This window comes from Sandaracinaceae bacterium (assembly GCA_016706685.1).
Classification (GTDB): Bacteria; Myxococcota_A; Polyangia; order Polyangiales; family Houyiibacteriaceae; genus JADJJE01.
Genome location: JADJJE010000014.1, coordinates 237,660 through 260,896 on the forward strand (window position 1 = coordinate 237,660; position 23,237 = coordinate 260,896).

The window sequence follows — 23,237 nt, forward strand, 5'->3', positions numbered from 1 at the left end:
GCGCGGGCCAAGCGGGCCCTCGCGGTGTATCCTGTCACGGATCGTCGGCACGCGCGTGCCGAGCCCTAGGAAAGGCACTCCACTATGACTACGCGACTCGCTTCGCTCCTTGAAATCCCCATCCGTCACCGGCTCTTCGGGCTGGTGGCGCTCGCTCCCCTCGCTGCCGTGGCGGCAGGTTGTGGCGGCGGCGCCACGTTCGAGACCAACAACTGCGGGGACTTCGACACCGTCAACTGCGTGGAGATCGAGGGCGGGGACTCGGCGGCCCTGCTCACGGCCGTCAACACGCTCGAAGACGACACCACGGTGATCCTCGGGCCCGGCACCTTCGAGCTCACCAACACGGTGCAGATCCGCAACGCCTCCGGGGTCAACCTGGTCGGGCAGGGCATCGACACCACCACGCTGTCGTTCACGGGCGTCTCGGCGCAGACCAACGGCATCGACGTCATCGGCGACGACTTCCTGGTGCAGGACCTCACCGTGCTGGATGCCGGCAAGGACGGCATCCGCGTGGAGGCCAGCGTCGGCGTCACCTTCCGGCGCATCCGCGCGACCTGGACCAACGAGGGCCGCTCCTCCAACGGTGCCTATGGCATCTACCCGGTCAGCAGCCAGAACGTCTTGGTGGAGGACAGCTTCGCCGAGAACGCGTCCGACGCCGGCCTCTACGTGGGCCAGTGCCGCAACGTCGTCGTGCGCCGCAACCGGGTGACCGGAAACGTCGCCGGCCTCGAGATCGAGAACACGCAGTACGCGGACGTCTACGAGAACCACGCCGAGGACAACACCGGCGGCATCGTGGTGTTCGACCTGCCAGGCAACCCCATCGTGGGCCGTGACGTGCGCCTGCGCGACAACACCATCGTGCGCAACAACCGCCGCAACTTCGCGCCTGGCGGCACCGTCGCCGAGATCCCCCCCGGCACCGGCACGTTCGTCATGGCGTCGCGCCGCGTCGTGGTCACCAACAACACCTACGAAGAGAACAACGCGGTGGACATCGCGCTCATCAGCGGGCTCATCATCGAAGGCAACCCCGCCACGTGGGAGCTGGACGAGGCCGAGCTGGTGGGGAACTGGGACGACCTCGGTCTGCTCCCCGGGGCGACCGCCGACACGGTCATGAACTTCCGCAGCGAGAACATCGTCGTCTCGGGCAACACGCACACCAACCCGGGCTCGTCGTACACGCTCCTGCTGCAGTTCGGGCAGCTCCTGGCCGCGCTCTACGGCTCGGACCCCGCTGACTCGGTCGTCTACGACACCATCGGCGAGCCCATGTTCGACGCCACAGTGGCCGCCAACAACTCCAACGCCAACCGCATCTGCGTGGGTGGGAACACTGGCGGCACGTTCGCGAGCTTCAATGCTCCCGCGCAGCTGGCGAGCCCAGGCTCCCCGTTCCTGCAGCTGGACACCGCGCCCTTCGCGCCGTTCGACTGCACCACGCTCGCGGGCGGGGATCTCGTCGTCTGGGACGCTGACGCGCCATGATTCGGCTCGCGCTGGCTTCGCTCTGCCTCTTCGTGGTGGTGGGCATCGCCAGTTGCGGCGGTGACTCGTCCGGCGGCTTCGACGACTCGCGTCCGCCGCGTGTCTCGCTCACGGGGCCCACGCCCGAGCGCCTCTCGGACTACAACCTGCTGGCCTATGACGGCGATGGACAGTTCCGTTACAACGCGCGGGTGGTGCCCTATGACCTGAACACGCCGCTCTTCACGGATTACGCGCTCAAGGACCGCGCCATTTTCGTGCCGGAGGGCAGCAGCGCCACGTACACCGACGCGGGTGTCTTCGACTTCCCGGTCGGGAGCGTGCTGATCAAGAGCTTCTCCGTGGCGGCCGACCTGCGCAGCCCGGAAGAGAACCGCACCCTGGTGGAGACCCGCTTGCTCATCCGCTTCGAGGATGGCTGGCGGGCGTTCCCCTACGTCTGGAACGAGGCCCAGGACGAGGCCTTCTACACCCCCGGTGGCGAGGTCCGCCCAGTGCCCTTCATCGACGCCGAAGGCGAGGAGCAGGTGGCCAACTACCTCATCCCGCAGCGCAACCAGTGTCAGTCGTGCCACGAGCGGCGCGACGACGAGGGCGTGACCAGCATCGTCCCGATTGGGCCGAAGGCGCGCAACCTGAACCGCGACTACGACTACGGCGTGGGCGTGGGCGCTGTGAACCAGCTCACGCGGCTGGCAGACCTGGGGCTGCTCAGCGGGCTGCCGGACGTAAGCGGCATCGACGCGGCCTACGACTTCGCGCCCATCGAGGCCAACGGCGTCGCGGGCCTCTCCGGCGACGAGCTCACCGAGGCGGCGCGCAGCTACCTGGACGTCAATTGCGCCCACTGCCACAACCCGAACGGGGTGCAGGGCGTCACGTCGCAGCTCTTCCTGCACTACGAGAACACCGATGAATTCCGGCTGGGCGTGTGCAAGCGGCCGGGCAGCGCGGGCAGCGGCACGGGCGGCTTCACCTTCGACATCGTCCCCGGCAACCCCGACGAGTCCATCTTGGTGTTCCGCGTGGAGACCGAAGAGGTGGGGGCCATGATGCCGCTGCTGGGGCGCTCGCTCCAGCACCGTCACGGCGCCGACCTGTTGCGTGCGTGGGTGGCCGAGATGCCGGTCGTGGACTGCAGCGCCCCCTGAGCGCCCGGGCCGGTGGCCGGTCGAACGAGCGTCACGAGCCTTCGAATCTTTTCGGGGCTCGTGACGTCCGACCCTCGGCAGCCGCTCCGAGACGGCGTAAGCTGCGCCCGAAGCCCTGATATGCCGAAGCACTTCCTCACTCCCTCGCCCCTGCTGGTGGCTGCGGCGCTCCTCCTCGGAGGAGTGGAGGTCCCGCACGCGCAGGCGCAGAGCACGTTCAACCAGTTTGCGGACGAAGCCACCGAGGTGACCGGCTCGCTGCTGGAGCTGGCCACGCCGCTCTTCGAGGACTGCCAGGCTTTGGCCGGAGCGCAGCGCCGGGCCTGCAGCCTGCGGGTGCGCAACGCGGCACGCGACCTCAACCGCACCACCTACCTGCACACGCTCCCGGTGGGTGACCACCTGCGCTTCGACCCCTACGAGCCCATGGGCGGCGGCTTCCGTGTCTACCTGCGCGGCTTCGAGCAGCGTGACGGGCAGCGGGTCATCAGCACGCGGGCGACCGAGGGCGGCGTCCTCCCCGTCCACACCATCGCGCAGGGCTTCTCCGTGGTCCCGGCCCGGGCGGCCCGGCCGTGGGTCATCCAGAACGCGCCCGAGCGCTTGGTGCTGCGCGTCATCTTCCGCTTCGGTGAGACGTTCACCGACGGTGAGCTGCGCGGCGTGGTGCTCAACCTGGTGGCCGCGCAGGTGTTCAACGACAGCACGGGCAACGTGCTGCTGGACACCGCGCGCACGCCGGGACCGCCGCAAGAGCCGCACGCTCTCGACCGGCGCGTGCGCCTGTGGGACCGCAACGGGCATGCCGAGGCGCTGTGGCAGGCGCCCGATGGACGCCGCTACGTGTTCCATGTGGAGAACCAGCCGCTGCTCACGCCGCCCAACTCGAGCGCGCCCATGCTGCACGCGTGGCACGGCCCGGAGCGGCAGAGCGTGGTGCACTTCGTGGCGCCCTGCTGCACCGCCAACATCTCGGTAGCCCCGCGCGACGCGGAGACCCTCACGGTCATCATCACCGAGCGCGCAGCCGAAGGCGCGGTGCCTGGCCAGGGCCAGGTGTTGGTCATTCGCTTCGTCCAAGCCCGCGGCGTGTTTCGCGTGGTGGCGCGCTGGCGTGGCAGCAACACGGAGCGCCCACCGGCGTGGGTCACGGATCCCACCGCGCCGCTGCCAGACCCGGCCACGGGTGCCCTCGAGGCCCAAGAAGAGGGCGCCGCGCAAGAAGGCGAGTAGGCCTCGGCGCTGGACTAGCCCGCCGGCTGGCGGAACACCGCCGCCCGGTAGTAGCGCAGCTCCTCGATGCTCTCGAGGATGTCGTCGATGGCCCGATGGCTGCCGCGCTTGGGAGGGCGCTTGCTGTAGTCCTCCGGGAACCAGCGCTGCGCGAGCTCCTTCACGGTGGACACGTCGATCATGCGGTAGTGCAGGAAGCTGTCCACGCTGGGCATGTAGAGGGCGATGAAGCGCCTGTCCTGGTGGATGGAGTTGCCCGCCAGCGGGGCGCTGCGCGGGTCGCAGTGCGCTTGCAAGAACGCCAGCACCTGGGCCTCCGCGTCGGCCTCGCTGACCGTGGACTCCCGCACGCGCGCCGTGAGGCCGCTCTGCCCGTGGTGCTTGGTGTTCCAGTCGTCCATGGCGGCCAGCCGCTCCTCTGGCTGGTGCACCACCAGGTTGGGCCCCTCGGCCACCACGTTGAGCTCGCCGTCCGTGATGAGCATGGCGATCTCGATGATGCGCTCCCGCTCGGGGACCAGCCCCGTCATCTCGAGGTCTGCCCACACGATCCGCGCCGAGCGGGCGTCTTGCTGCTCTGTCACCGCCATTGCCCCCCGCTTATCTCACGACCGGGGGGCGGCAGTCACCAACCGAACGCGGGCTACTCCATCAGGTCGGAGCAGTCTTCGACGCCGCAGTCGCGCTCGTCCGTGGGGCCGGTGAGGTCGGAGCAATCTTCGACGCTGCAGTCGCGCTCATCGGTGGGGCCGGTGAGGTCGGAGCAGTCTTCGACGCTGCAGTCGCGCTCATCGGTGGGGCCGGTGCTCTCTTCGTCGGCCACGGTGTCACCCGTGCCGGCGCTGGCTCCGCCGCAGCCCAACGCGGTGCCGGGGATCGCCAGGGCCATCGCGGCTGCCACGAACAACTCTCGATTGATCTTCATGCTGTGTCTTCCTTCTGCTGGATTGCTTCTGCCGCGACGTCTCGATCGGAGAACGTCACCGGACCACTCGCCAGGAGCTGCTGGGCCTCGTGCCCGCGGCCGGCGATGACCACCACGTCGGCCGCGTGTGCGCTGCCGATGGCCTGTCGAATCGCCGCGCGGCGGTCGACCAACCGCAGCCACTCGGCGCGGCCGCTACCAGAAGCCCGTCCGCTCTCGATGGCGTCTAGGATGCGCTCGGGGTCTTCGCCGCGCGGGTTGTCGCTCGTGGCGATGACCACGTCGGCGAGCTCGCTGGCGATGCGGCCCATCTCGGGGCGCTTGCCCTGGTCTCGGTCGCCACCGCAGCCGAACACGCAGACGAGCCGACCACCCGCCTCCCCGAGCAGGCCGCGTGCCTCGGCGAGCGTGCGGGCCAGCGCGTCCGGCGTGTGCGCGTAGTCCACCACCACGAGGGGCCGCTCGGCCAGCACGTCGAAGCGCCCGGGCACGCCTCGAAACGCGCGGAGACCGCTGCGGATGGCGCTGGCTTCGTAGCCCAGGGCTGCCGCGGCGAGAGCGGCCGCGAGCGCGTTCTCGGCGTGCACGGCGCCCACCACACCCAGCTGGAAGGGGCCTGCCAGGGCTTCGAGGGCGGGGGCGCTCGCGGCGTCTGGCCCAAACGACACATCGAAGCGCGTCCCGTGCACCGCCACCTGCACACGCTCCCCGCGCAGGTGGAGGGGAAGCTCCGCGCAGTCGGGGTGAACGTCTCCCACCACCCAGCCGAAGCGACGCACGCCAGCGGGCACCACGTCGTTCAGCAGCGCACTGCACGGGTCGCCCAGATTCCACACTACCGTTCCGCCCGGTGGGACGGTCATGAAGAGCTGAGCCTTGGCGGCCAGGTAGCCCTCGGGTGAGCCGTGCAGGTCCAGGTGATCACGCGTGAGGTTGGTGAACACCGCCACGTCGGCCGGCCACAGCCGCGCAAAGCCCGCCGCGAGGGCCTTCGACGTGGTCTCCACGGCGATGGTGCGAACGCCTTCGGCCACCGCCTCCTGTGCCAGTTCTTGGAAGGACGCCATGCTGACGCTGCCCGAGACCTGCCGCTCACCCACCCATGTACCGAGGGTGGTGGCCCGCGCCGACGTCTCCCCCGCGGCGGCCACGATGGCCGCGATCATGCTGGTGGTGCTGCTCTTTCCATTGGTGCCCGTGACACCCACGGAGCGAAGCCGGGGCCGGAGGAGCGTGAGCCGTGGGACGGATGTCGGAGGGTTGGACACGGTGGCGCGCGATGCTCAGCCCAGCCTGCCACAAGACGCCACAACAGGGGGCCTCGATGGCATCGCGCGACGGCGGCCCCTCACGGCTGTGCGGGGGCCACCACGGTTGCGTCGAGGGCGAACGCTTCGGGTAGGTTGCCGGACTCGACGAACGTGTGCCCCTCGATGTGCAGCCGCACCGTGCGCGTATCGGCATCGACGGATTGCACGACGAGTCGCCCGTCTTGCACATCCACACGCTGCTCGAAGGTCTCTCCGAGCTCGATCACGACCGAGCCGGTGGAGACAGGGAACTCGCCGACGACGAGGGGCGTCCCCAGGTTCACGGTGAGGCCGAAGGCCGTCGGGCCCGAGCCGAAGTACGCGACGAGGCGTCCCTGCTCGATGTCCACCTGGACCAGGTGGGCATAGTCCGTCGCGACGCTGCCGTCGTAGTTGCGCGGTAGCCCCTCACCCGCGATGGCCAGGGTGCCGGAGGTCTGTGCGGGCACGGCCTCGGCGCCAGCCGTCGACGTACCGGTCGAGGTGGGCTCGCTCGACTCGCCGCCGCACGCGGCCAACAACACCGAGACGCCAATCGCAAGAGCTTGATACTTCATCATAGTGGAATACCTCTAGGGCGGGAGCGACGTCGAGCCAGCAGCGCTCATCGCCGCGTGCTCGAGCCGCCGTGGGGAGGGCGGTCATGGACCGCGCGCCCCGAGCCTTGTACTCCACCGGCGCGCGCCCTTCTAGCCGGGGCGTGGCGGTGAGGTTGGAAGGCGCGGCAGGAACGCGCTATCGCAAGGGGGTGACCACCATCGCGCCGATAGGGACCGATGTCGCCCATGCCGCCGAGCTCTTGCGTGGCAGCGAGGTGGTGGGCATGCCCACGGAGACGGTGTATGGGTTGGCGGCCGCGGCGTTCGACGAGCGTGCCGTGCTGAAGGTGTTCGAGGTGAAGGGGCGGCCCAGCTTCGATCCCCTGATCGTGCATCTGGCGGACGCTGCGCAACTGTGGCGGGTGGCGGATCTCGGGGCTCTGGCACCGGTGGAGCGCGCGCGCGTGCTTGCGTTGGCCGAGCGCTTCTGGCCCGGGCCCCTCACCCTGGTGCTTCCCAAGGTGGCGGCGGTGCCGGACTTGGTGACCAGCGGGCTCGACACGGTGGCCGTGCGCGTCCCGGCGCACCCCATGGCGCGGGCGCTGATCGAGGCGGCGGGCGCGCCCCTTGCGGCACCGAGCGCCAACCCCTTCGGCTACGTGAGCCCCACGCGGGCGGAGCACGTGGCGCAGCAGCTGGGCCACGGGGTGCCCTACGTTCTAGACGGCGGCCCGTGCGACGTGGGGGTGGAGAGCACCATCGTGGCCGCTCCGCGAGTGGGTGGGGCCAGCGTGTGGACGGTGCTGCGTGATGGGGGCCTCACGCGCGAGGCGCTCGAGGAGGCGCTGGGGGTGAGTCTGGCAGACGCGACTGCCGTGGTGGGCCGCGCCGAGAGCCCCGCCGCGCCGGGGCAGCTGGAGTCGCACTACGCGCCTCGCACACCCCTCCGACATGGCGCGCTTCCTGGGCTGCTGCGCGACGCGGCCAGCGCAAGGGTGCACGTGATCGCTTTCCGCGAGGCCCCCGCTGGCGTGTCGGCCGACGTGCTGTCCCCCACGGGTGACCTGGGCGAAGCGGCCCGCCGGCTCTTTGCCCTGATGCGGCGCGCGGACACGCTCGGGGCCGAGCTGATCCTGGCCGAGCGCGTGCCCGACGAGGGGCTCGGTCGCGCCATCAACGACCGCTTGCGGCGCGCATCGGCCGGCGGGGGAGCTGATACGCTGCGCCATGGCTCGTGACCGTGTCGTCTTGGTCGATGGGAGCGCGCTGCTCTACCGGGCGTTCTTCGCGCTGCCCAGCAGCCTCGCCACGTCGGCGGGGGTGCCCACCAACGCCACCTTCGGCTTCGCCACCATGTGCCGCAAGGTCTTCGCGGGGAAGCGCCCGGCGTTCGGTGCCGTGGTCTTCGACGCGCCGGGGGCCACCTTCCGCGAGGAGCGCTTCCCGGCCTACAAGGCACAGCGCCCCTCCATGCCGGCGGAGCTGCGCGCGCAGCTCGCCGACGTGGACCGTGTGGTGCATGCCTTCGGGCTCCCCAGCCTCCGCGTGAGCGGCTACGAGGCCGACGACGTGATCGCGACGCTCACCCGCGAGGCCCTCGAGGCCGGGCACGAGGTGCACATCGTGTCGGGCGACAAGGACTTCGCGCAGCTGGTGGGGGAGCACGTGCGGCTCGTGGACACCATGCGCGACGTCACCTACGACGCCGAGCTGGTACGCAAGAAGTGGGGCGTGCCGCCCGCGCAGATGCGCGACTACCAGGCGCTGGTGGGCGACAAGGTGGACAACGTGCCCGGCGTGCCGGGCATCGGCGCGAAGACGGCCGTCACGCTGCTCGACCGCTTCGGCACGCTCGAGGGGGTGCTGGCCGGCACCGCTGAGCTCAAGGGCAAGCAGCGCGAGAACCTCGAGGAGTACGCCGAGCAGGCACGCCTCTCGCGTGAGCTGGTGACGCTGGACGAGCGCGCGCCGCTGCCGCTGACGCTGGCCGAGACGCGCCTCGGGGAGCCGGATGCGAGCGTGGTCAACGCGCTCTTCCGCGACCTGGAATTCTTCTCGCTGCTGGGGGCCGAGGCACCTGCGCTGGGTGATGCCGAGAGCGCCCCGGCGGCGGTGCTGGCCGAGACGCCCGAGGCGCTGCTCGCGTTCCGCAGCGCCGCTCCTGAGGGCTGCGCGCTGTTCGCCCTCTACGCCGGGCCTACGCCGGTGGCCGCCGAACTCTATGGTGTAGCGCTGGCGGCCGGGACCGAGGCGCTGTTCGTGCCTGTGGGTGGCGCCGATCCGGACGCTGCCAACGACGCGGGCTCCCCGCTGCGCGCTGCGCTGGCGACTGCGCTCTCGGACGCGAGCTGGCCCAAGCGCGTTCACGACGCACGCGACACGTATGCGGTGCTGGCGCAGCACGGCCTGCCGCTCACGGGAGTGGTGCTGGACTCGCAGCTCGCGTCGTATCTCATCGACCCGACCGCGCACCTGCCGCACGAGCTCGAGCAGGTGGCGCGCGCGTTCCTGCAGCGCGTGCTGCCCTCCCTCGCGGCGCCGGAGGGTGCGCCCACCAAGCGCGCGCGGCCCACGCTGAGCGACACGGATCCCGGCGCGCGTGCCGTGTTCGCGTGCTCCCGAGCGCTGGCCCTCGAGGAGCTGCGCGCACCGCTCGAGGCGCTGCTGACCGAGCAAGACCAAGCGCGGGTCATGCGCGACCTCGAGCTGCCGCTCGCACGGGTGCTCGCCGACATGCAGTGCGCTGGCGTGCGCGTGGACGCGGCGGCGCTGTCCGCGCTGAGCACCGAGTTCGAGGAGCGCAAGGCCGCCATCGAGGCGGAGATCTTCGAGCTCGCCGGGCGCCCCTTCAACCTGGCGTCCACCAAGCAGCTGGGCGAGGTGCTGTTCGACGAGCTGAAGCTGCCGGTGCAGAAGCGCACCAAGACGGGCTACAGCACGGACGCCGAGGTGCTGGAGCGCCTCGCCCCGAAGCACCCCATCGCGGAGAAGATCCTGCGCCAGCGCGAGCTCGCGAAGCTCATCAACACCTACACGGAGGTGCTGCGCGCAGCCATCCATCCGCGCACGGGGCGCGTGCACTGCACCTTCCAGCAGACGGCCAGCGCGTCGGGGCGGCTCATCACCACCGAGCCGGACCTGCAGCGCACCCCCATCCGCAGCGAGGACGGCAAGCGCATCCGCGCGGCCTTCCTGCCACGCGAGGGCTGGGTGATGGTGTCGGCGGACTGGAGCCAGATCGAGCTGCGCCTGCTGGCTCACCTGTCCGCCGACCCGGCGCTCATGGCGGCCTTCCGCGACGAGGTGGACGTGCACCGCCGCACGGCCTCGGAGATCTTCCGCTGCACCCCGGAGGAGGTCACGCGCGCCCAGCGCAACGTGGGCAAGACCGTGAACTTCGCCACCATCTACGGCCAGGGCGCCACCGCGCTCGCCCAGGGGCTGGGGGTCACGCGCAACGAGGCCAAGGCCTACATCGAGCGCTACTTCGAGGTCTACGGCGGCGTGCGCACCTGGCTGGACCAGAGCATCGCGGGCGCGCACGAACACGGCTACGTGGACACCATGGTGGGCCGCCGGCGCAAGATTCCAGAGCTCACCAGCGGCGACCCGGCCACGCGGGCGTACGGCGAGCGCATCGCGGCCAACACACCCATCCAGGGCTCGGCGGCGGACCTCTGCAAGCTGGCCATGCTGGGCATCGCGCGCCGCGTGCGCGAAGAGGGCCTCGCGGCGGCGATGGTGCTGCAGATCCACGACGAGCTGCTGTTCGAGGTGGAGCCCAGCGACCTGCCGCGGCTCCTGCCCATCGTGCGCCACGAGATGGAGCACGTGTGGCCCGCGCTGCGGGTGCCGCTGGTGGTGGACCTGGGGCACGGCGCCTCGTGGGAAGAGGCACACGGATGAAGGTCACGCGAGTGAACGGCGTGGGGGCCATCCCCGCGGCCACCTGGGACGCCCTCGCAGGCGAAGACGACCCCTTTGCGGAGCACGCTTTCCTGTCCACGCTCGAAGACTCGGGCTCCGTGGGGGGGCGCTCGGGCTGGGAGCCGGAGCATGTGCTGGTGCACGCCGACGGCCAGCTGGTGGGGGCGCTGCCGCTCTACCGCAAGCAGCACAGCTACGGCGAGTACATCTTCGACTTCGCGTGGGCCAACGCGTCGTCGCGCCTAGGGGCGCCGTACTACCCGAAGCTGGTGGGCATGACGCCGCTCACCCCCGCCACGGGCACGCGGCTCTTGGTGCACCCCGAGGCGGACCGCGGCGCCGTGGTGCGCGCGCTGCTGGATGGGGCGCTGGCGGCCGCCGACGAGCTGCGGGCGTCGTCCATCCACCTCAACTTCCTGAGCGCGCAGGAGGCCGAGGACGTGGCGGCCCATGGCGCCTTCATGCCGCGCACCACTCACCAGTTCCACTTCCACAACGAGGGCTACGCCACGTTCGAGGACTTCGTGGGGCGCTTTCGCTCGTCCATGCGCAAGAAGCTGCGCAAGGAGCGGCGCGCCGTGACCGAGGGCGGGCTCGACGTGGGCGTCACCACGGGGGACGCGCTCTCGGCCGAGGACTGGTCGCTGCTGCGCTCGTTCTACCTGGACACCTGCTACCGCAAGGGCAGCGAGCCCTACCTGAGCGAGTCGTTCTTCACGCTGCTGGCCGAGCGCTGCGCGCACCGCGTGGTGGTGGGCTATGCCCGACGTAACGGTTCGCTCGTGGCGGCGTCTCTCAACTTCGAGAAAGGCAAGCACCTCTACGGCCGCTACTGGGGCTGTGACGAGAGCCACGAGATGCTCCACTTCGAGCTCTGCTACTACCAGCTGATCGACCGCGCCATCTCGCGCGGGCTCACCCGCTTCGAGGCCGGCGCGCAGGGCACCCACAAGGTGCGCCGCGGGCTCATGCCCAGCGCCATCCACAGCGCGCACTTCATCAAACACCCCGTGCTGCGCGATGCCGTGGCGGACTACCTGCCGCGCGAGCGTGAGGGCGTGCTGCACGAGATGGAGGCGCTGGCCGAGCACGGCCCCTTCCGGCGCGGAGACGAAGAATGAGCTTCGGGCTGGTGTCGCTGTTCGCGTTCCTGGCGGCGGTGGGCGCGGCGTGGACGCTGCGCAACAAGTTCTTCGCCATCTTCGTCGGCGTGCTGCTGGGCCTCGAGGGGCTGGTGGCCACGGCCTACGAGCCTCACGTGGGCGCGCTGCGGCCGCTCTTCTGGGGTCTGCACGTCACGGTGTTCCTGCAGATCCTCTCGCTCACGCGGCCGGCGCTGCGTCCCGCGTGGTTCCGCGTGCTGGTCAGCTGGCCCGCCTACTACTTCTTGGCGGCCACGCTGCTGGGCGTGTTCTGGCTGCCCATCCTCCTGGTGGCCAGCGCGCCGGCCTCGCTGCCCGTGCAGCTGGTGCTGAGCGTGCCCTTCGTGCTGGCGGCGGTGGGCATGTGGCAGTCGCTGGTGGGGCGCGAGTCGCTCGTGCCGCTGTCCCTGTTGGACGCGCTCGGGAGCGAGGGAGACGTGGTCATGCGGCACGTGGCGCCTGCGCCGGGGCAGGACGCATCGCGCCCGCTGCGCATCGTGCAGATCACGGACCCGCACTTGGGGCCCTTCATGAGCGTGGCGCGCCTGCGGCGCATCGCCGAGCGCGCCGTAGAGCGCGAGCCGGACCTCATCATGCTGACCGGCGACTTCCTGACCATGGAGTCGCAGGCGCGCGAGAGCTACTTGGCCGAAGCGTTCGCGCCGCTGGCCGCGCTCGAGGGGCGCGTGTTTGCTTGCCTCGGGAACCACGACCACGAGGCGCTGCACATCGTGAAAAACGCCCTGGCCGGCGCGAAGGTGAAGCTGCTGGTGGACCAGAGCGCGCTGGTGGACACGCCCGCGGGACCCGTGCAGATCGTGGGCGCGGACTACCACTTCCGCGGCCGCCACGAACACCTCACCCGGTTGGCCCAGACGCACCCGCGCCTGCCCGGCGCCCTGCGCCTCTGGCTGCTGCACGACCCGGGGGCCTTCCGCCGCATCCCGGTGGGTGACGCGGACCTGGTGCTGAGTGGTCACACGCACGGCGGCCAGGTGGGCCTGCTCTCGCTCGGTGGAAGCTGGACGCCCGTGTGGTCCATCGCGAAGATCCCCGATCACGGCCTCTTCGCCCGCGGGCGCGACCGGCTGTACATCCACCGCGGCACGGGGCACTACGGGTTCCCGCTGCGCCTGGGCGTGCCGTCCGAGCAGAGCCTCTTGGAGGTCTACTTCAACGCTCCCACCTGAGCGTGCGGTGGCCGCCTACGCCCGCAGCTGGCGCCCGGGCGGGGCCGTCAGCATGAAGCGCAGCGCGGCACGCAGGCGCTCCTTGGCGTCCACCTCCACCACCACGCCGTGGGCCATGACCAAGCGCGTGAAGTCGAGCGCCATGACGCGCTCGAGGCTCTGCCGCGCGGCCTCGCGGTCACGCACCAGCAGGCGCAGCTCGAGGCCCTGCGCGAGCCGCTGGTGGGCGCCGACCATGCGCAGGATCAGGCCGGTGAACAGGCCCTGCGTGGGTCCCAGCACGTGGAACACCAGGTCCGTGACCACCAGCGTGCGCGAGGGGGCATGAAAGAAGAGCGTCTCGCTCAGGGCGGGCATGCCCGCGAGCACCACGGCGGTGGCGTCGGCCGGCATGTCCGAGGGCAGCACGATGTGGGGCGGGACCACGCGGCCCAGCTTGCTGAGCTTCTCCGGCAGCCCGGGCGCGAGGTGCACCTGCGCATTGGGCCAGCGCGCGGCGGCGTCGCCCACGAAGAGGTGGTGAAACTTGTTGGGAGACGCGATGTGCGTCACCCGCCCCAGCGCAGAGACGCGAGCCGCCAGCTCGTCGTCCATGCGCAGCGGCGAGATCACCATCAGCTCGCCGCCCGCGAGGCTCAGCAGGGTGGAGCGCAGCGGCAGGTGAAACCCCGGCAGCACGCGCAGGGTGGTCTCGAGGGCGTGGACTCCGTCGGCGAGGCGGACGAGCTCGGTCATCCCGGCTTCCTTTGTGCCTTATACCCGCAGGGTCAACCGGGCAGCGCCGTGCGCCGTCCTCGAATGGAACGCTCGATCGCGTGCCCGATCCGGTCGATGTCGAGGACCTCGTCCGCCGCTCCCGCCTCGGCGGCGGCCCGGGGCATGCCGTAGATGACGCTCGAGCCCTCATCCTGCGCGATCGTCCTGTGGCCCGCCTGCCGCATCGCCATGAGCCCCTTCGCGCCATCGCGCCCCATCCCGGTGAGCAGCACCCCGACCGCCGTCCCGCGATGATGAGCGGCGACGCTCTCGAAGAAGACATCGACCGAAGGGCGATAGGGGTAGTCGCGTGGCTCCGCGATGTAGTCGAGGCGCCCGTCCGAGGCGACACAGAGGTGGTCGCTGGTCGCCGCGAGGAGTGCCTCGCCCACACGAAGTCCGTCGCCTGACTTGGCGAGGCTCACCGGGAACCCCGAGCTCTGCGCGACCCACGCTGCGATCGTTCCCGCGAACGACTCGTCGACGTGCTGCACGATGACGATGGCCGCCGGGAACGGCCGTGGCAACGACGCGAGCACGCGGCTCACGGCGTTCGGGCCTCCCGTTGAAGCACCGATCGCCACCATCGCGGGCGCGAGGCCTCGAGTCGCGGTCAGAACCGACCCGCTACGTGTCGCGGGGGGATGCGATGAGGGGTTGTGCGGCGGTGCAGCCGTCGGGGCTGCTGCCGTGGCCTCCCGGAGAGAGCGATCGGCGGCACGACGCGCACCGAGACGGGCCGCGAGGGCGAGCTTCCGAACGAGTGAGGAGAGCCCGTGGAGCACCGAGGAGCCATCGAGCCACGGCATGTCGACGACGTCCAGCGCGCCCACCTCCATGGCATCGTAGACCTCGTTCACGCGCTCTCCGCGGCCCGTACGAACCAACAGCACGGCAGCGTGGCACTGGGACTCGAGTCGCCTCACCGTCGCTGCAGCCGCGGGCCCGGGAAGGTCCATGGAGAGCAACACGACCGATACCGGCTCGCTGGCGGCGCGTCGGAGAGCGTCGTCGGCGTCGCGTGCGCTCCACGCCACGGCGTGATCCGGGAGGGACTCGACGGCCTTCCTCAGCACCTCGATCGCCGAAGACGAGGGGTGGGCGATGCCAATGCGCGTCGAGGTCACGAGGGGCCCCCGATCAGCTCTTCGACCGCCCGCGCCAGCGTCTCGTCGTGGAAGCTGGTCTTGCCGAGGTAGTAGTCCGCCCCGGCTTCGAGGCCTCGCATGCGATCGGCGTCGCGCTCCTTGTACGAGACGATCATCACGGGAAGCACCCGAAGACGCGGGTGATCCTTGATCGCGCGGGTCAGCTCGAGTCCGTTCATTCGTGGCATATCGACGTCGGTGATCACCAGGTCGAACTCGCCCGCGCGAACGGCGTTCCAGCCATCCGCGCCGTCGGTCGCGACGACGACTTCGTAGCCACGGTTCTCCAGGATCTGCCGCTCCACTTCGCGGACCGTGATCGAGTCGTCCACGACGAGCACTCGCTTCCTTGCGCGGGGGCGGCTCTCGTCGACCGACACGAGTCGTGGACGTCCCCGCCGCGCGAGCGACGCGCACGACCGCGCCAGATCGTCGACGTCGAGCACCACGATTGGACTCCCATCTCTTCCCATGGCGATGGCGATGACGTCCTGCACGCGTCCGAGGCGAGGGTCGAGCGGACGAAGGACCAGCTCCAGCTCTCCGATGATTCGATCGACCACCAGCCCAAAGCGGTCTTGACGATCGCCGATGACGACGACATCGAGTGCGTCTTCGCGCGAGCTGCCCTGGCCCAGCTCCAAGACCTCTGCGAGCGTGACGAGCCCGACCGAGTGTCCGTCGACCATCATCTGCTCGCGTCCCTCGATGGTGGACACTTGCTCGCGCGAACTGCGCACCACGCGCTCCACCCTGTGAAGCGCGATCGCGTGTGGCGCCCCGGCTACCTCGATGTGGAGGCAGCGCACGACCGAACGCGTGAGGGGAAGCTCGAGCTCGAAGCGAGTTCCGAACCCGAGGTGCGACACGATGCGCACGTCGCCTCCGACTTCCCGAATGGTGCTCTGGACGACGTCGAGGCCAACGCCGCGTCCCGAGAGCTCGGTGACCGCGTCCCGCGTCGAGAACCCGGGCAGGAACAAGAACTCGAGCAACTCGCGTGTGTCGAGGTTGGCTGCGTTCGCGGCCGAAGCGAAGCCGCGCTCCGAGATCCGTGTGCGAATCTTCTCCACGTCGATGCCGCGGCCGTCATCACTGATGGCGACGGCCAGCAGACCGGCGCGATGGCGTGCCTCGATGCGGAGCGTTCCCTGCTCGCTCTTTCCCTTGGCCACGCGCTCGGCCGGAGTCTCGAGGCCATGGTCCACGGCGTTGCGGAGAAGATGCCCGAGCGGAGCGTCGAGCTTGTCCAGGATGTCCCGGTCCACACCGACCGTTCCACCGACGATCTCCAGCTTGACCTCCTTGCCCAGCGCGCGGCCGAGATCCCTCACCACGCGGGGGTACTTCGAGATGCCCTCGTCGAGCGGACGCATGCGCGACGCCAGGACTTCGCGATGCAGGCGCGAGGCGAGATCGTGGGACCTGCGGGTCTCGTCCTCGAGTTCGTCCAAGCGCTCGGACACGGCCTGAGCGAGCTCACTCGAACGCTGTCGTGCTTCGTCCACTAGGCCGAGCGCGAGCGGCGACGCGCGCAGCAGATCGTGGAGTTCGTCGAGGACCTCGGCCAGGCCAAGGTGCCGCGTGCGCGTCTCGCGAAGACCATCGACGGCGCCCTGGAGGCGGCCCGAGGCAACGAGCGCCTCGCTCGCCAAGTTGAGCACGCGACTCATGCTCTCCGCCGCGACGCGAATCACCCGCTCGCGAGCATCGGCGGACTGCGCGGGACGGTTGTCGACGGGCTCGCTCGAGGCAGCCGACTCGGCTGCGACGGCGGACGCAGCGTGCACGCTGGGGGCGACCGTCGGCTGTTCCGCCACCTTGGGCGTGACCGGACGGAGAGGGCCCGGTGGGGGGGCCGCCCGTGCGGCGAGGAGACCGGCCAGCGCCGCCGCGACGTCATCCTTGCGCGTGTCTTTGAACGCCTTGGCGGCCGGCTCGTCGCACGCCGCCAGCTGCCTCAGGAGGTCCACGCACGCGAGCTCCGCGTCGATCATGGCGCGATGAATGCGCAGCTCCCCGGCGCGAGCGGAGACGAAGACGTCCTCCATGGCGTGCGCGATCTGCACGCCAGCGTCGAGCCCGACGATCTTCGCCGCGCCCTTGATCGAGTGCGCAGCGCGCATCAACGCATCGAGCGTCGCGCGGTCATCGGGGGACGCTTCGAGCGCCAGGAGTCCCGTATCGAGGGCGGCCGCGTGCGCGTCCATCTCCTCACGGAACAGCTCGAGCATGCTCATGTTGCCGAAGCCGTCGCTCATGCGACGCACCTCGCGAGCGCCGCGAACAGCGTCGCCCCATCCATCAGGCCCACGACGCGCTCTCCATCGTGAACCATGCCGCTGACGTGAGGCAGGAGGGCGCGTGAGAGAGTGGCTGGCGGGGGGAGGACCTCCGAGTCCGCGAAGCGGCGGATGCCGTCGACCTCGTCGACGCGGAGGCTGAACCTCCCCTCCGCGTCTTCGACGACCACGAGCCTTGCTCGGGCTCCGGCACCATCTTCGGCCGGGATATCGAGGAGCGCTCGGAGGGAGACCGACAACACGACCTGACCCCGGACGTTGACGAGGCCCTCGAAGGCGCCTCCGGTTCGGTGCGCCAAGGAGAACGCGCGTCTGGCTTCGGTGACCTCCACGCAGCTCGCCGACGCAATCCCCAGCCACTCTCTTCCGACCCGGACCGTGAGATACGTGGTCGACGGGCCGATGGCGGGAGCCTCTGGGGTCGAGAGTCGCTCCGTCCACTCGGACCGGTAGCCCGGGGGCGCCGGGCGCTCGAACAGCTCGCGGGCGGTCTCGGCGAACACCGGGCATCGCAGGCAGTGAACGTGAACCGCGAGCTCCGGGCAGCTGCGGTCTCCGTACACGCCGATGCTCGCAAAGCAGCTCTCGCCGGGTTGGACGGCCGACGTCACGACTCACCGCTCTTCATTCGCTGGCGACTGGCGCGCGCTCGAAACTGGGCCGCGCTCGGGTCTCCGCGGCGTTCACGCAGCAGCGCCATGTTGACGAGGCTCGCGTAGTGTTCGCTGTCCAGGTAGATCGCGCGCGTGAGGCAGCGCTCGGCTTCATCGAAGCGCCCCTCCTCTTGGCAGATCATGCCGAGCAGGTGGAAGGCGTCCGCGGACGGGCTGCTCAGCGCCTCCTCGACCAGCGTTCGTGCCTCGGCCAGGGCTCCTTGGTTCGCGAGCGCACGCGCGGCACCGAGCGGATCGTGCGCTCTGTCGGCGGTGTCACTCGTCGCAGCAGGAACGGCGACGCTCGAGGGAGAGGGTCCGACAGGGACGGCGGCTCGGTGCTCCCTGGCAGGCTGCTTCGTGTGATGTTGAGTCGAGAGCAACCGAGGTGGCTGTGCCAGCGTGAGGACCGCTTCGCCGTCTTTGATGCGCTCGTATCCGAAAGCCCGGACATCGGGGAGCCGACGCAGGCCGTTGTCGAACCCCGTGAGCGACTCCGCATGACCCACGAAGAGCAGGCCGCCAACCGTCAGAGACGAGCGCAGCGTCGCCACCAACGACTCGCGCGCCGCGCGATCGAAGTAGATCAGGAGATTGCGGCAGAAGATGACGTCATAGGGTGGGGCACCGCGGAGCAGCTTCGAGTCCAGGGCGTTCCCCCGCTGGAACGAGACGCTCTCGCGCGCACTCGGGACGAGCGCGAACTGATCGCCGCTCGGCACGAACCAGGTTTGCTTCGAGGCCTCGGCGCGTGGACTTCGAAACGAGACGCTTCGGTAGAGCCCTGCAGCCGCCCGCGAGAGCGCGGCAGTGCTCACGTCGATGCCGTCCACGTGGAACTGAGACGGTTGCAGGCCCGCCTCCCTGAGCGCTATCGCGATGGAGTACGTCTCCTCGCCACTCGCGCAAGGGAGGCTCAGCACACGGAGCGGCGTGCGGGTGTCGGGCGCACGCTTCAGCGCGTGGCGTGCGAGCTCGACGAAGGGGTTCTCGTCGCGAAAGAACCACGTCTCCGGAACGACGAGAGCCTCCACCAGAGCGTCGAGCTCCGACGGGTCGCGCTGCAGCTTCTCGTACCAGAGCGCCTGCGAGAGCCCCGTCGTGCGCAACCGTGTCTCGATGGCGTCGTCGTACACGGCGTCACCGAGCGTCGCGGGGGAGAACCCCACATGGTCCCGGAGCAAGGCTCGGACTGCTGCGCCCACACTCATGGTGCCGCCATCAGTCCCCGGAGCTCGGGCGGGAGGGCACTGCCGAGCGCGAGCATGTGCACCGGGCGTCCGTCGATGACGACCGCATCCGCGACCACCGGGTGCCGCGCGACGTCGAGCCGCCGGTCGGAAGCGCCCACGCGGCGAACGTCGGCGACCCGGCCGACGAGGACCCCGACGAGGCCATCGCGCGTGCTCGAGATCACCACGCGCACAGCGAGACAATCCTCGGTGGCCACCCCTGTCAGCGCCTGGGCCAGGTCGATCACGGGAACGATGGTGCCTCCGTAGGAGAACGTCCCGAGCAGCCCTGCAGGTGCGCCCGGCAGCGGCCGCAGCTCTGGCAGCGGCAAGACCGAGACCACGTCCGTGCACGGGATGGCGAAGAGATCGCTACCCACATGAACCACGAGGGCTGCCGGGTCGCGGGTGGGGCTCACTCGCTCACCCGGAATCTGGAGATCTCGTTCCGCAGCCCACCCACCGCATCACGCAGGTGCTCCGTGGCCGCGTTGAACTCGCGAACGGACGCGGCCGTGTGACGCGCGCCGTCGGTCAGCGTGCGCATGGCTTCGTCGATCTGGCGGGCGCCCTGATTCTGGCTGCGCATGCCTTCGCCAACCTGCTCGAAGCGATCGCTCGCGGACTTCACTTGCTCGATGATTCCGGCAAATCGCAGCGCGACGTCGCTCGCGATGGCCACGCCCTTCTCCACGTCGTGCGCAAACCGCTCCATCTCCGCGACTCCGGTGGAGACGGCGCTCTGCATCTGCCGCACGATCTGCTCGATGTTCAGCGTCGACACGGCGGTTTGGTCGGCGAGGCGGCGAATCTCTCGCGCGAGCACGAGGAACCCGAGACCGTGTTCTCCTGCCTTCTCGGCCTCGATCGCGGCGTTCACGCTCAGCAGATGGGTCTGGTCGGCGATCTTGGTGATGGTGGTGACCACCATGTTGATGTCGCCGGCCTTGTCCCGGATCGTCGCCAGCTTGCTCGAGATGCCGGTGGTGGAATTCGCGAGTCCCCGCATCCTCTGGTCGAGGTTCACGATGGAGGCCCGTCCGTTCTCGGCGATGCCGGCCGTGTCGCTGGCGGTTCTCGAGACGTCTTCCATGGTGGAGAGCAGCTCCTGACTCGTGGCGCTGATCTCCTTGACGGCGGCAGCGATCTGACTGCTCGAGGCTCCGAAGCCGGCCGCCGTGGCTTCCTGTGATGCGGTTGTCGCGGCGAACTCCGTGGCAGTGGACATGAGCTCGACGCTCGAGCGCTTCACTCGGGTGACCAAGCTCTCGAGGCTCTCGGCCATCGCGCGGATCGAGACCAAGAGCGCACCGGCCTCGTCGCTTCCTTCGGCAGCGACCCGCACGGTGAGGTCGCCCGCCGCCACTCGTTCGGCTGCGGAGGTGGCCGCGCCAACCCGCCGCACGAGCCGCCCGGCAACGCCTCGCGCGTACATGCCGAGCGCGAGCGCGAGCACGAGTCCACCGAGCCCCAGCGCGAGCAGGGTAGACATCCCGGAGCGGAGCTCGTCCGTTGCCGTCGCTTCGTGCATGCGGTTGCGCTCGGTGGCGAGGACCACGACTCGATCGATCGCTCTCCGGTGTGTGGAGTAGTGTTGGAAGAGCTCTCCGCGAGCGAGCGAGGTGGCGGTGGCGTGGTCCCCGGCGCGAACCGCGCTGAGGAACGCGTCGTCACGAGCGTCGTAGAACGCTATCGCCGCGCGATACGCCTCGTCGACCATCGCGGTCCGAAGTGGCCCGGGCGGGAGGTCGCGATCCCATCGGACGTGGGTCGTCTCGTACTCCACCCTCAACTGGCCGCCCCGCGCAACCAGCTCTGCGACACGGTCGGGGTTGGTCTCCTGCGTCAGCTGGAGAACCACCAGGTAGGACTCGATGATGTACTCCGGCGGGGGCAGGACGTCGGCGATCAGGTCCTTGCCCTCGATGATCGAGTCGTAGAGGGGACTCTTGACGCGCACCGTCTCGATAGTGACCCACGCGCGGTATGCGAAGCCCACGAAGAGGCTCACCTGAAGCGCTACGAGGATGAAGATTTGACCGGCAATCCCAATCTTGATTCGTCGATCCACGGAGTCCTCGTTTCGGCCATGTTTCAAGGCCGTTTCTGCACAGTGCGAAGCTTGACTGGCTCCACCGCATGATATCCTGCGTCGACTCATGGATGAACCAAAACCTGTCGTCTTACTCGTCGACGACCAGCGAATGGTGGGCGAGGCCGTGCGCCGAATGCTCGCCGCCGAGCCCGACATCACCTTTCACTTCTGTATCGATCCCACGGTGGCCCTCGAGCGCGCCATCGAACTCTGCCCCACCATCATCCTGCAAGACCTCGTCATGCCGGGCGTCGACGGGTTCATGTTGCTCGCGAGCTACCGCTCGACGCCGTCCATTCGGGACGTCCCGGTGGTGGTGCTCTCATCGAACGAGGAGCCGAAGGACAAGAGCCGAGCGTTCGCCGAAGGCGCCGCCGACTACCTCGTGAAGCTCCCAGACCCTGTCGAGCTCGTGGCGCGGGTGAGGGCGCACTCTCGCCGCTTCCTGCTGGAGCGAGCCCGTGAGCGCATGCTCCAGGAGCTGCAGGAGACGCAGCAAATGCTCGAGGCTTCCAACGCCAGGTTGCACCTCCTCTCGTCCGTGGACGGTCTCACCGGCATCTCGAATCGCCGCGTCTTCGACGACGCGCTGTTTCGGGAAGCTCGCCGGTCGGAACGTGAGGGCTGTCCTCTGTCGGTGATCTTGGTCGACATCGACTACTTCAAGCGGTTCAATGATTCGTACGGGCACCAAGGGGGCGACGACGCATTGCGTCAAGTGGCCCAGGCGATGGCCAGCGTGGCCAGACGAGCGAGTGACACCGTTGCGCGCTACGGCGGTGAGGAATTCGCGTTCGTGCTCCCGTCGACAGGCCTCGACGGAGCGCTTCGTGTCGCCGAAGACGCCCGCGCTGCGGTGCAGCGGCTCGCCATCGAGCATCGGGAGTCGGAGGTCAGCGATCACGTCACGCTCAGCCTCGGGGTGGCCACCGTCGTGCCGTCGGGGGCCCCCATCGACGCCACCAACCTCGTCACCCGCGCAGACGCCGCGCTCTACGCGGCGAAGCGGAACGGGCGCAACCGCACCGAGTGCGATGCGACGCCGGCTGCCTCGCCCGAGGACGCGCCCGCGTCCTAGAGCCCGAGGGAGCGGCCGATCTCGACGTGCTCGGCGCGCGCGGCTTCTGCCATGTGGTAGGCAGCACGTCCGGCGAGGAGGCCAATGACCGAGACGGCCAAGCCTGCGGTCCCCGCCGCGACCGCGGCACCTTGGAGGGCGTGCACGGCCACCGCTCCAGCCTCCCAGAGAATGTGGGCACCTTCCGCGAGCTCGACCGCGTGGTGCACCTGCTCGTTCGTCGTGTCCCGCGCGGTGGCGGCCGCGGTCGCGCTGTCCGATGAACCTCCGAGGTTCGCGCGTCGCGCCGAGCGTTCCGCCGCCGCTGGGAAGTCGCTCGCCTGCCACCAGGCTTGGCCTCGCGTGCGGCCCATGAAGGTTTGGAACCCCTCGATGCTCTCCTGGATGGACGCGCGCGCGCGCGCGAGGTCACCCTCGTCCCCGCGGATGCCGAGAGCCTGTGCTTGGATGGCTTCGAGGGTCCCCGGCCGCGCGTTGCGCAGCGCCGGGAGCAACTCGGGGAGGGCGTCGCGCATCGCGCGGAGATCCTGGATGCGCGCCGTGACGATGACCTGGGCTTCCTGAACGATGCCCAGACGGATGCGGTCACTCGCCACGGACTCCACGATGCCCGCCACGCTGCCGGCGTCCACGCCGGTGACCAGTGAGCGCACTCCGCTGGACTGACGCTCGAACGACGCCGTGAGGTCGCGCTCGAGGCGCGCTGCGTCCACGTTGGCGAGCGTGGACAGCATGGCGCCGTCCTGGCCGAGGAGGACGCGCAGGGGGGCTCCGCCGCCTTCGAGGTACGTGCGGGCCGCCTCGTCCACGGCTCGCTGATACGCCACCGGGTTGGCGCGAGCCGCCGGCGTGGTGCGCGCGGTTTGGAGCGTGTGCACGTCGTCGGCGGCCTGGTGGCGCACCTCGGCAGCAGGCGGTGGTGGAGCCGACGAGCGGGTGGTGACGGGCGGGCCCGAGGGGGGCGCGGCCGGAGTGGAGTGGACGGTGTTCTTCGGGATGGGTGCAACCATGATGTCTCCTTTGGCCACTTGTCGGTCGCGCTGCGTCGGGATTGC

The 23,237-nt window shown here is 69.8% G+C and carries 20 protein-coding genes; 8 read left to right on the plus strand and 12 right to left on the minus strand.

Annotated features, from left to right (window positions below; translation table 11 throughout):
- Window positions 1–84 precede the first annotated feature (84 nt).
- From IPI43_18655 to IPI43_18665, 3 genes are all read left to right on the plus strand, one after another.
- Window positions 85–1,500, plus strand: a complete 1,416-nt coding sequence (locus IPI43_18655) for a right-handed parallel beta-helix repeat-containing protein (protein MBK7776121.1) — start codon at window positions 85–87, stop codon at window positions 1,498–1,500.
- Entirely contained in the window at window positions 1,497–2,651 is a 1,155-nt protein-coding gene (locus IPI43_18660; GenBank protein ID MBK7776122.1) for a hypothetical protein, read from the plus strand. The genes IPI43_18655 and IPI43_18660 overlap by 4 nt, the downstream gene beginning before the upstream one ends.
- Window positions 2,652–2,771: 120 nt before the next feature.
- Entirely contained in the window at window positions 2,772–3,884 is a 1,113-nt protein-coding gene (locus IPI43_18665) for a hypothetical protein (protein ID MBK7776123.1), read from the plus strand.
- 14 nt (window positions 3,885–3,898) lie between these two features.
- Here IPI43_18665 and orn read toward each other — a convergent pair whose 3' ends face one another.
- From orn to IPI43_18685, 4 genes are all read right to left on the minus strand, one after another.
- The gene (gene orn / locus IPI43_18670; protein MBK7776124.1) at window positions 3,899–4,474 is read right to left on the minus strand and encodes an oligoribonuclease; all 576 of its coding nucleotides are present in this window, start codon (window positions 4,472–4,474) and stop codon (window positions 3,899–3,901) included.
- Between the two features lie 53 nt (window positions 4,475–4,527).
- On the minus strand, window positions 4,528–4,809 hold the full coding sequence (locus IPI43_18675) for a hypothetical protein (GenBank protein ID MBK7776125.1): 282 nt from the start codon (window positions 4,807–4,809) through the stop codon (window positions 4,528–4,530).
- Entirely contained in the window at window positions 4,806–6,077 is a 1,272-nt protein-coding gene (murE, locus tag IPI43_18680; GenBank protein ID MBK7776126.1) for a UDP-N-acetylmuramyl-tripeptide synthetase, read from the minus strand. Before murE ends, IPI43_18675 begins: the two co-directional genes overlap by 4 nt.
- A gap of 80 nt (window positions 6,078–6,157) precedes the next feature.
- Window positions 6,158–6,643 carry a hypothetical protein gene (locus tag IPI43_18685; GenBank protein ID MBK7776127.1) on the minus strand — a complete coding sequence of 162 codons (486 nt, stop codon included), beginning with the start codon at window positions 6,641–6,643 and terminating at the stop codon, window positions 6,158–6,160.
- Window positions 6,644–6,762: 119 nt separating this feature from the next.
- On the opposite strand from IPI43_18685, the gene IPI43_18690 reads away from it, so the two are divergent.
- Genes IPI43_18690 through IPI43_18705 form a run of 4 tightly spaced genes read left to right on the plus strand, consistent with a single transcriptional unit; the run spans window position 6,763 to window position 12,917 of the window.
- Window positions 6,763–7,896 carry a threonylcarbamoyl-AMP synthase gene (locus tag IPI43_18690; protein ID MBK7776128.1) on the plus strand — a complete coding sequence of 378 codons (1,134 nt, stop codon included), beginning with the start codon at window positions 6,763–6,765 and terminating at the stop codon, window positions 7,894–7,896.
- Window positions 7,886–10,564, plus strand: coding sequence for a DNA polymerase I (gene polA, locus IPI43_18695; GenBank protein MBK7776129.1), 2,679 nt, complete (start codon window positions 7,886–7,888; stop codon window positions 10,562–10,564). The genes IPI43_18690 and polA overlap by 11 nt, the downstream gene beginning before the upstream one ends.
- On the plus strand, window positions 10,561–11,706 hold the full coding sequence (locus IPI43_18700) for an N-acetyltransferase (protein MBK7776130.1): 1,146 nt from the start codon (window positions 10,561–10,563) through the stop codon (window positions 11,704–11,706). Before polA ends, IPI43_18700 begins: the two co-directional genes overlap by 4 nt.
- Window positions 11,703–12,917: a metallophosphoesterase gene (locus tag IPI43_18705; GenBank protein MBK7776131.1), complete on the plus strand. Its 1,215-nt coding sequence runs from the start codon at window positions 11,703–11,705 to the stop codon at window positions 12,915–12,917. Before IPI43_18700 ends, IPI43_18705 begins: the two co-directional genes overlap by 4 nt.
- A 15-nt stretch (window positions 12,918–12,932) precedes the next feature.
- On the opposite strand, the gene IPI43_18710 is transcribed toward IPI43_18705, so the two are convergent.
- The 7 genes from IPI43_18710 to IPI43_18740 form a co-directional block, all read right to left on the minus strand.
- Window positions 12,933–13,652, minus strand: coding sequence for a DUF4336 domain-containing protein (locus IPI43_18710; protein MBK7776132.1), 720 nt, complete (start codon window positions 13,650–13,652; stop codon window positions 12,933–12,935).
- A gap of 32 nt (window positions 13,653–13,684) precedes the next feature.
- Window positions 13,685–14,221 (minus strand): hypothetical protein, encoded by a 537-nt coding sequence (locus IPI43_18715; protein MBK7776133.1) that lies wholly within the window; start codon window positions 14,219–14,221, stop codon window positions 13,685–13,687.
- A 575-nt stretch (window positions 14,222–14,796) separates the two neighbouring features.
- On the minus strand, window positions 14,797–17,082 hold the full coding sequence (locus IPI43_18720; protein MBK7776134.1) for a hybrid sensor histidine kinase/response regulator: 2,286 nt from the start codon (window positions 17,080–17,082) through the stop codon (window positions 14,797–14,799).
- Entirely contained in the window at window positions 17,079–17,627 is a 549-nt protein-coding gene (locus tag IPI43_18725) for a chemotaxis protein CheW (GenBank protein MBK7776135.1), read from the minus strand. Before IPI43_18725 ends, IPI43_18720 begins: the two co-directional genes overlap by 4 nt.
- A 104-nt stretch (window positions 17,628–17,731) precedes the next feature.
- A complete protein-coding gene (locus IPI43_18730) occupies window positions 17,732–18,961 on the minus strand; it encodes a tetratricopeptide repeat protein (protein ID MBK7776136.1) in 1,230 nt (409 codons plus the stop codon).
- 23 nt (window positions 18,962–18,984) lie between these two features.
- Window positions 18,985–19,428 (minus strand): chemotaxis protein CheW, encoded by a 444-nt coding sequence (locus tag IPI43_18735; protein MBK7776137.1) that lies wholly within the window; start codon window positions 19,426–19,428, stop codon window positions 18,985–18,987.
- The gene (locus tag IPI43_18740; protein MBK7776138.1) at window positions 19,425–21,260 is read right to left on the minus strand and encodes a methyl-accepting chemotaxis protein; all 1,836 of its coding nucleotides are present in this window, start codon (window positions 21,258–21,260) and stop codon (window positions 19,425–19,427) included. The genes IPI43_18735 and IPI43_18740 overlap by 4 nt, the downstream gene beginning before the upstream one ends.
- Between IPI43_18740 and IPI43_18745 the strand changes: the two genes are divergently transcribed.
- On the plus strand, window positions 21,169–22,182 hold the full coding sequence (locus IPI43_18745; GenBank protein ID MBK7776139.1) for a diguanylate cyclase: 1,014 nt from the start codon (window positions 21,169–21,171) through the stop codon (window positions 22,180–22,182). The two genes, IPI43_18740 and IPI43_18745, sit on opposite strands and share 92 nt — an antisense overlap.
- On the opposite strand, the gene IPI43_18750 is transcribed toward IPI43_18745, so the two are convergent.
- Window positions 22,179–23,192, minus strand: a complete 1,014-nt coding sequence (locus IPI43_18750; GenBank protein MBK7776140.1) for a hypothetical protein — start codon at window positions 23,190–23,192, stop codon at window positions 22,179–22,181. The two genes, IPI43_18745 and IPI43_18750, sit on opposite strands and share 4 nt — an antisense overlap.
- Between the last annotated feature and the right edge of the window lie 45 nt (window positions 23,193–23,237).

Coding starts and splice junctions, on each gene's coding strand:
- IPI43_18655 (MBK7776121.1), top strand. CDS start 85: ATGACTACGCGACTCGCTTCGCTCCTTGAAATCCCCATCCGTCACCGG.
- IPI43_18660 (MBK7776122.1), top strand. CDS start 1,497: ATGATTCGGCTCGCGCTGGCTTCGCTCTGCCTCTTCGTGGTGGTGGGC.
- IPI43_18665 (MBK7776123.1), top strand. CDS start 2,772: ATGCCGAAGCACTTCCTCACTCCCTCGCCCCTGCTGGTGGCTGCGGCG.
- orn (MBK7776124.1), bottom strand. CDS start 4,474: ATGGCGGTGACAGAGCAGCAAGACGCCCGCTCGGCGCGGATCGTGTGG.
- IPI43_18675 (MBK7776125.1), bottom strand. CDS start 4,809: ATGAAGATCAATCGAGAGTTGTTCGTGGCAGCCGCGATGGCCCTGGCG.
- IPI43_18690 (MBK7776128.1), top strand. CDS start 6,763: ATGGACCGCGCGCCCCGAGCCTTGTACTCCACCGGCGCGCGCCCTTCT.
- polA (MBK7776129.1), top strand. CDS start 7,886: ATGGCTCGTGACCGTGTCGTCTTGGTCGATGGGAGCGCGCTGCTCTAC.
- IPI43_18700 (MBK7776130.1), top strand. CDS start 10,561: ATGAAGGTCACGCGAGTGAACGGCGTGGGGGCCATCCCCGCGGCCACC.
- IPI43_18705 (MBK7776131.1), top strand. CDS start 11,703: ATGAGCTTCGGGCTGGTGTCGCTGTTCGCGTTCCTGGCGGCGGTGGGC.
- IPI43_18710 (MBK7776132.1), bottom strand. CDS start 13,652: ATGACCGAGCTCGTCCGCCTCGCCGACGGAGTCCACGCCCTCGAGACC.
- IPI43_18720 (MBK7776134.1), bottom strand. CDS start 17,082: ATGAGCGACGGCTTCGGCAACATGAGCATGCTCGAGCTGTTCCGTGAG.
- IPI43_18745 (MBK7776139.1), top strand. CDS start 21,169: ATGGATGAACCAAAACCTGTCGTCTTACTCGTCGACGACCAGCGAATG.
- IPI43_18740 (MBK7776138.1), bottom strand. CDS start 21,260: ATGTCGGGCTCGGCGGCGAGCATTCGGCGCACGGCCTCGCCCACCATT.
- IPI43_18750 (MBK7776140.1), bottom strand. CDS start 23,192: ATGGTTGCACCCATCCCGAAGAACACCGTCCACTCCACTCCGGCCGCG.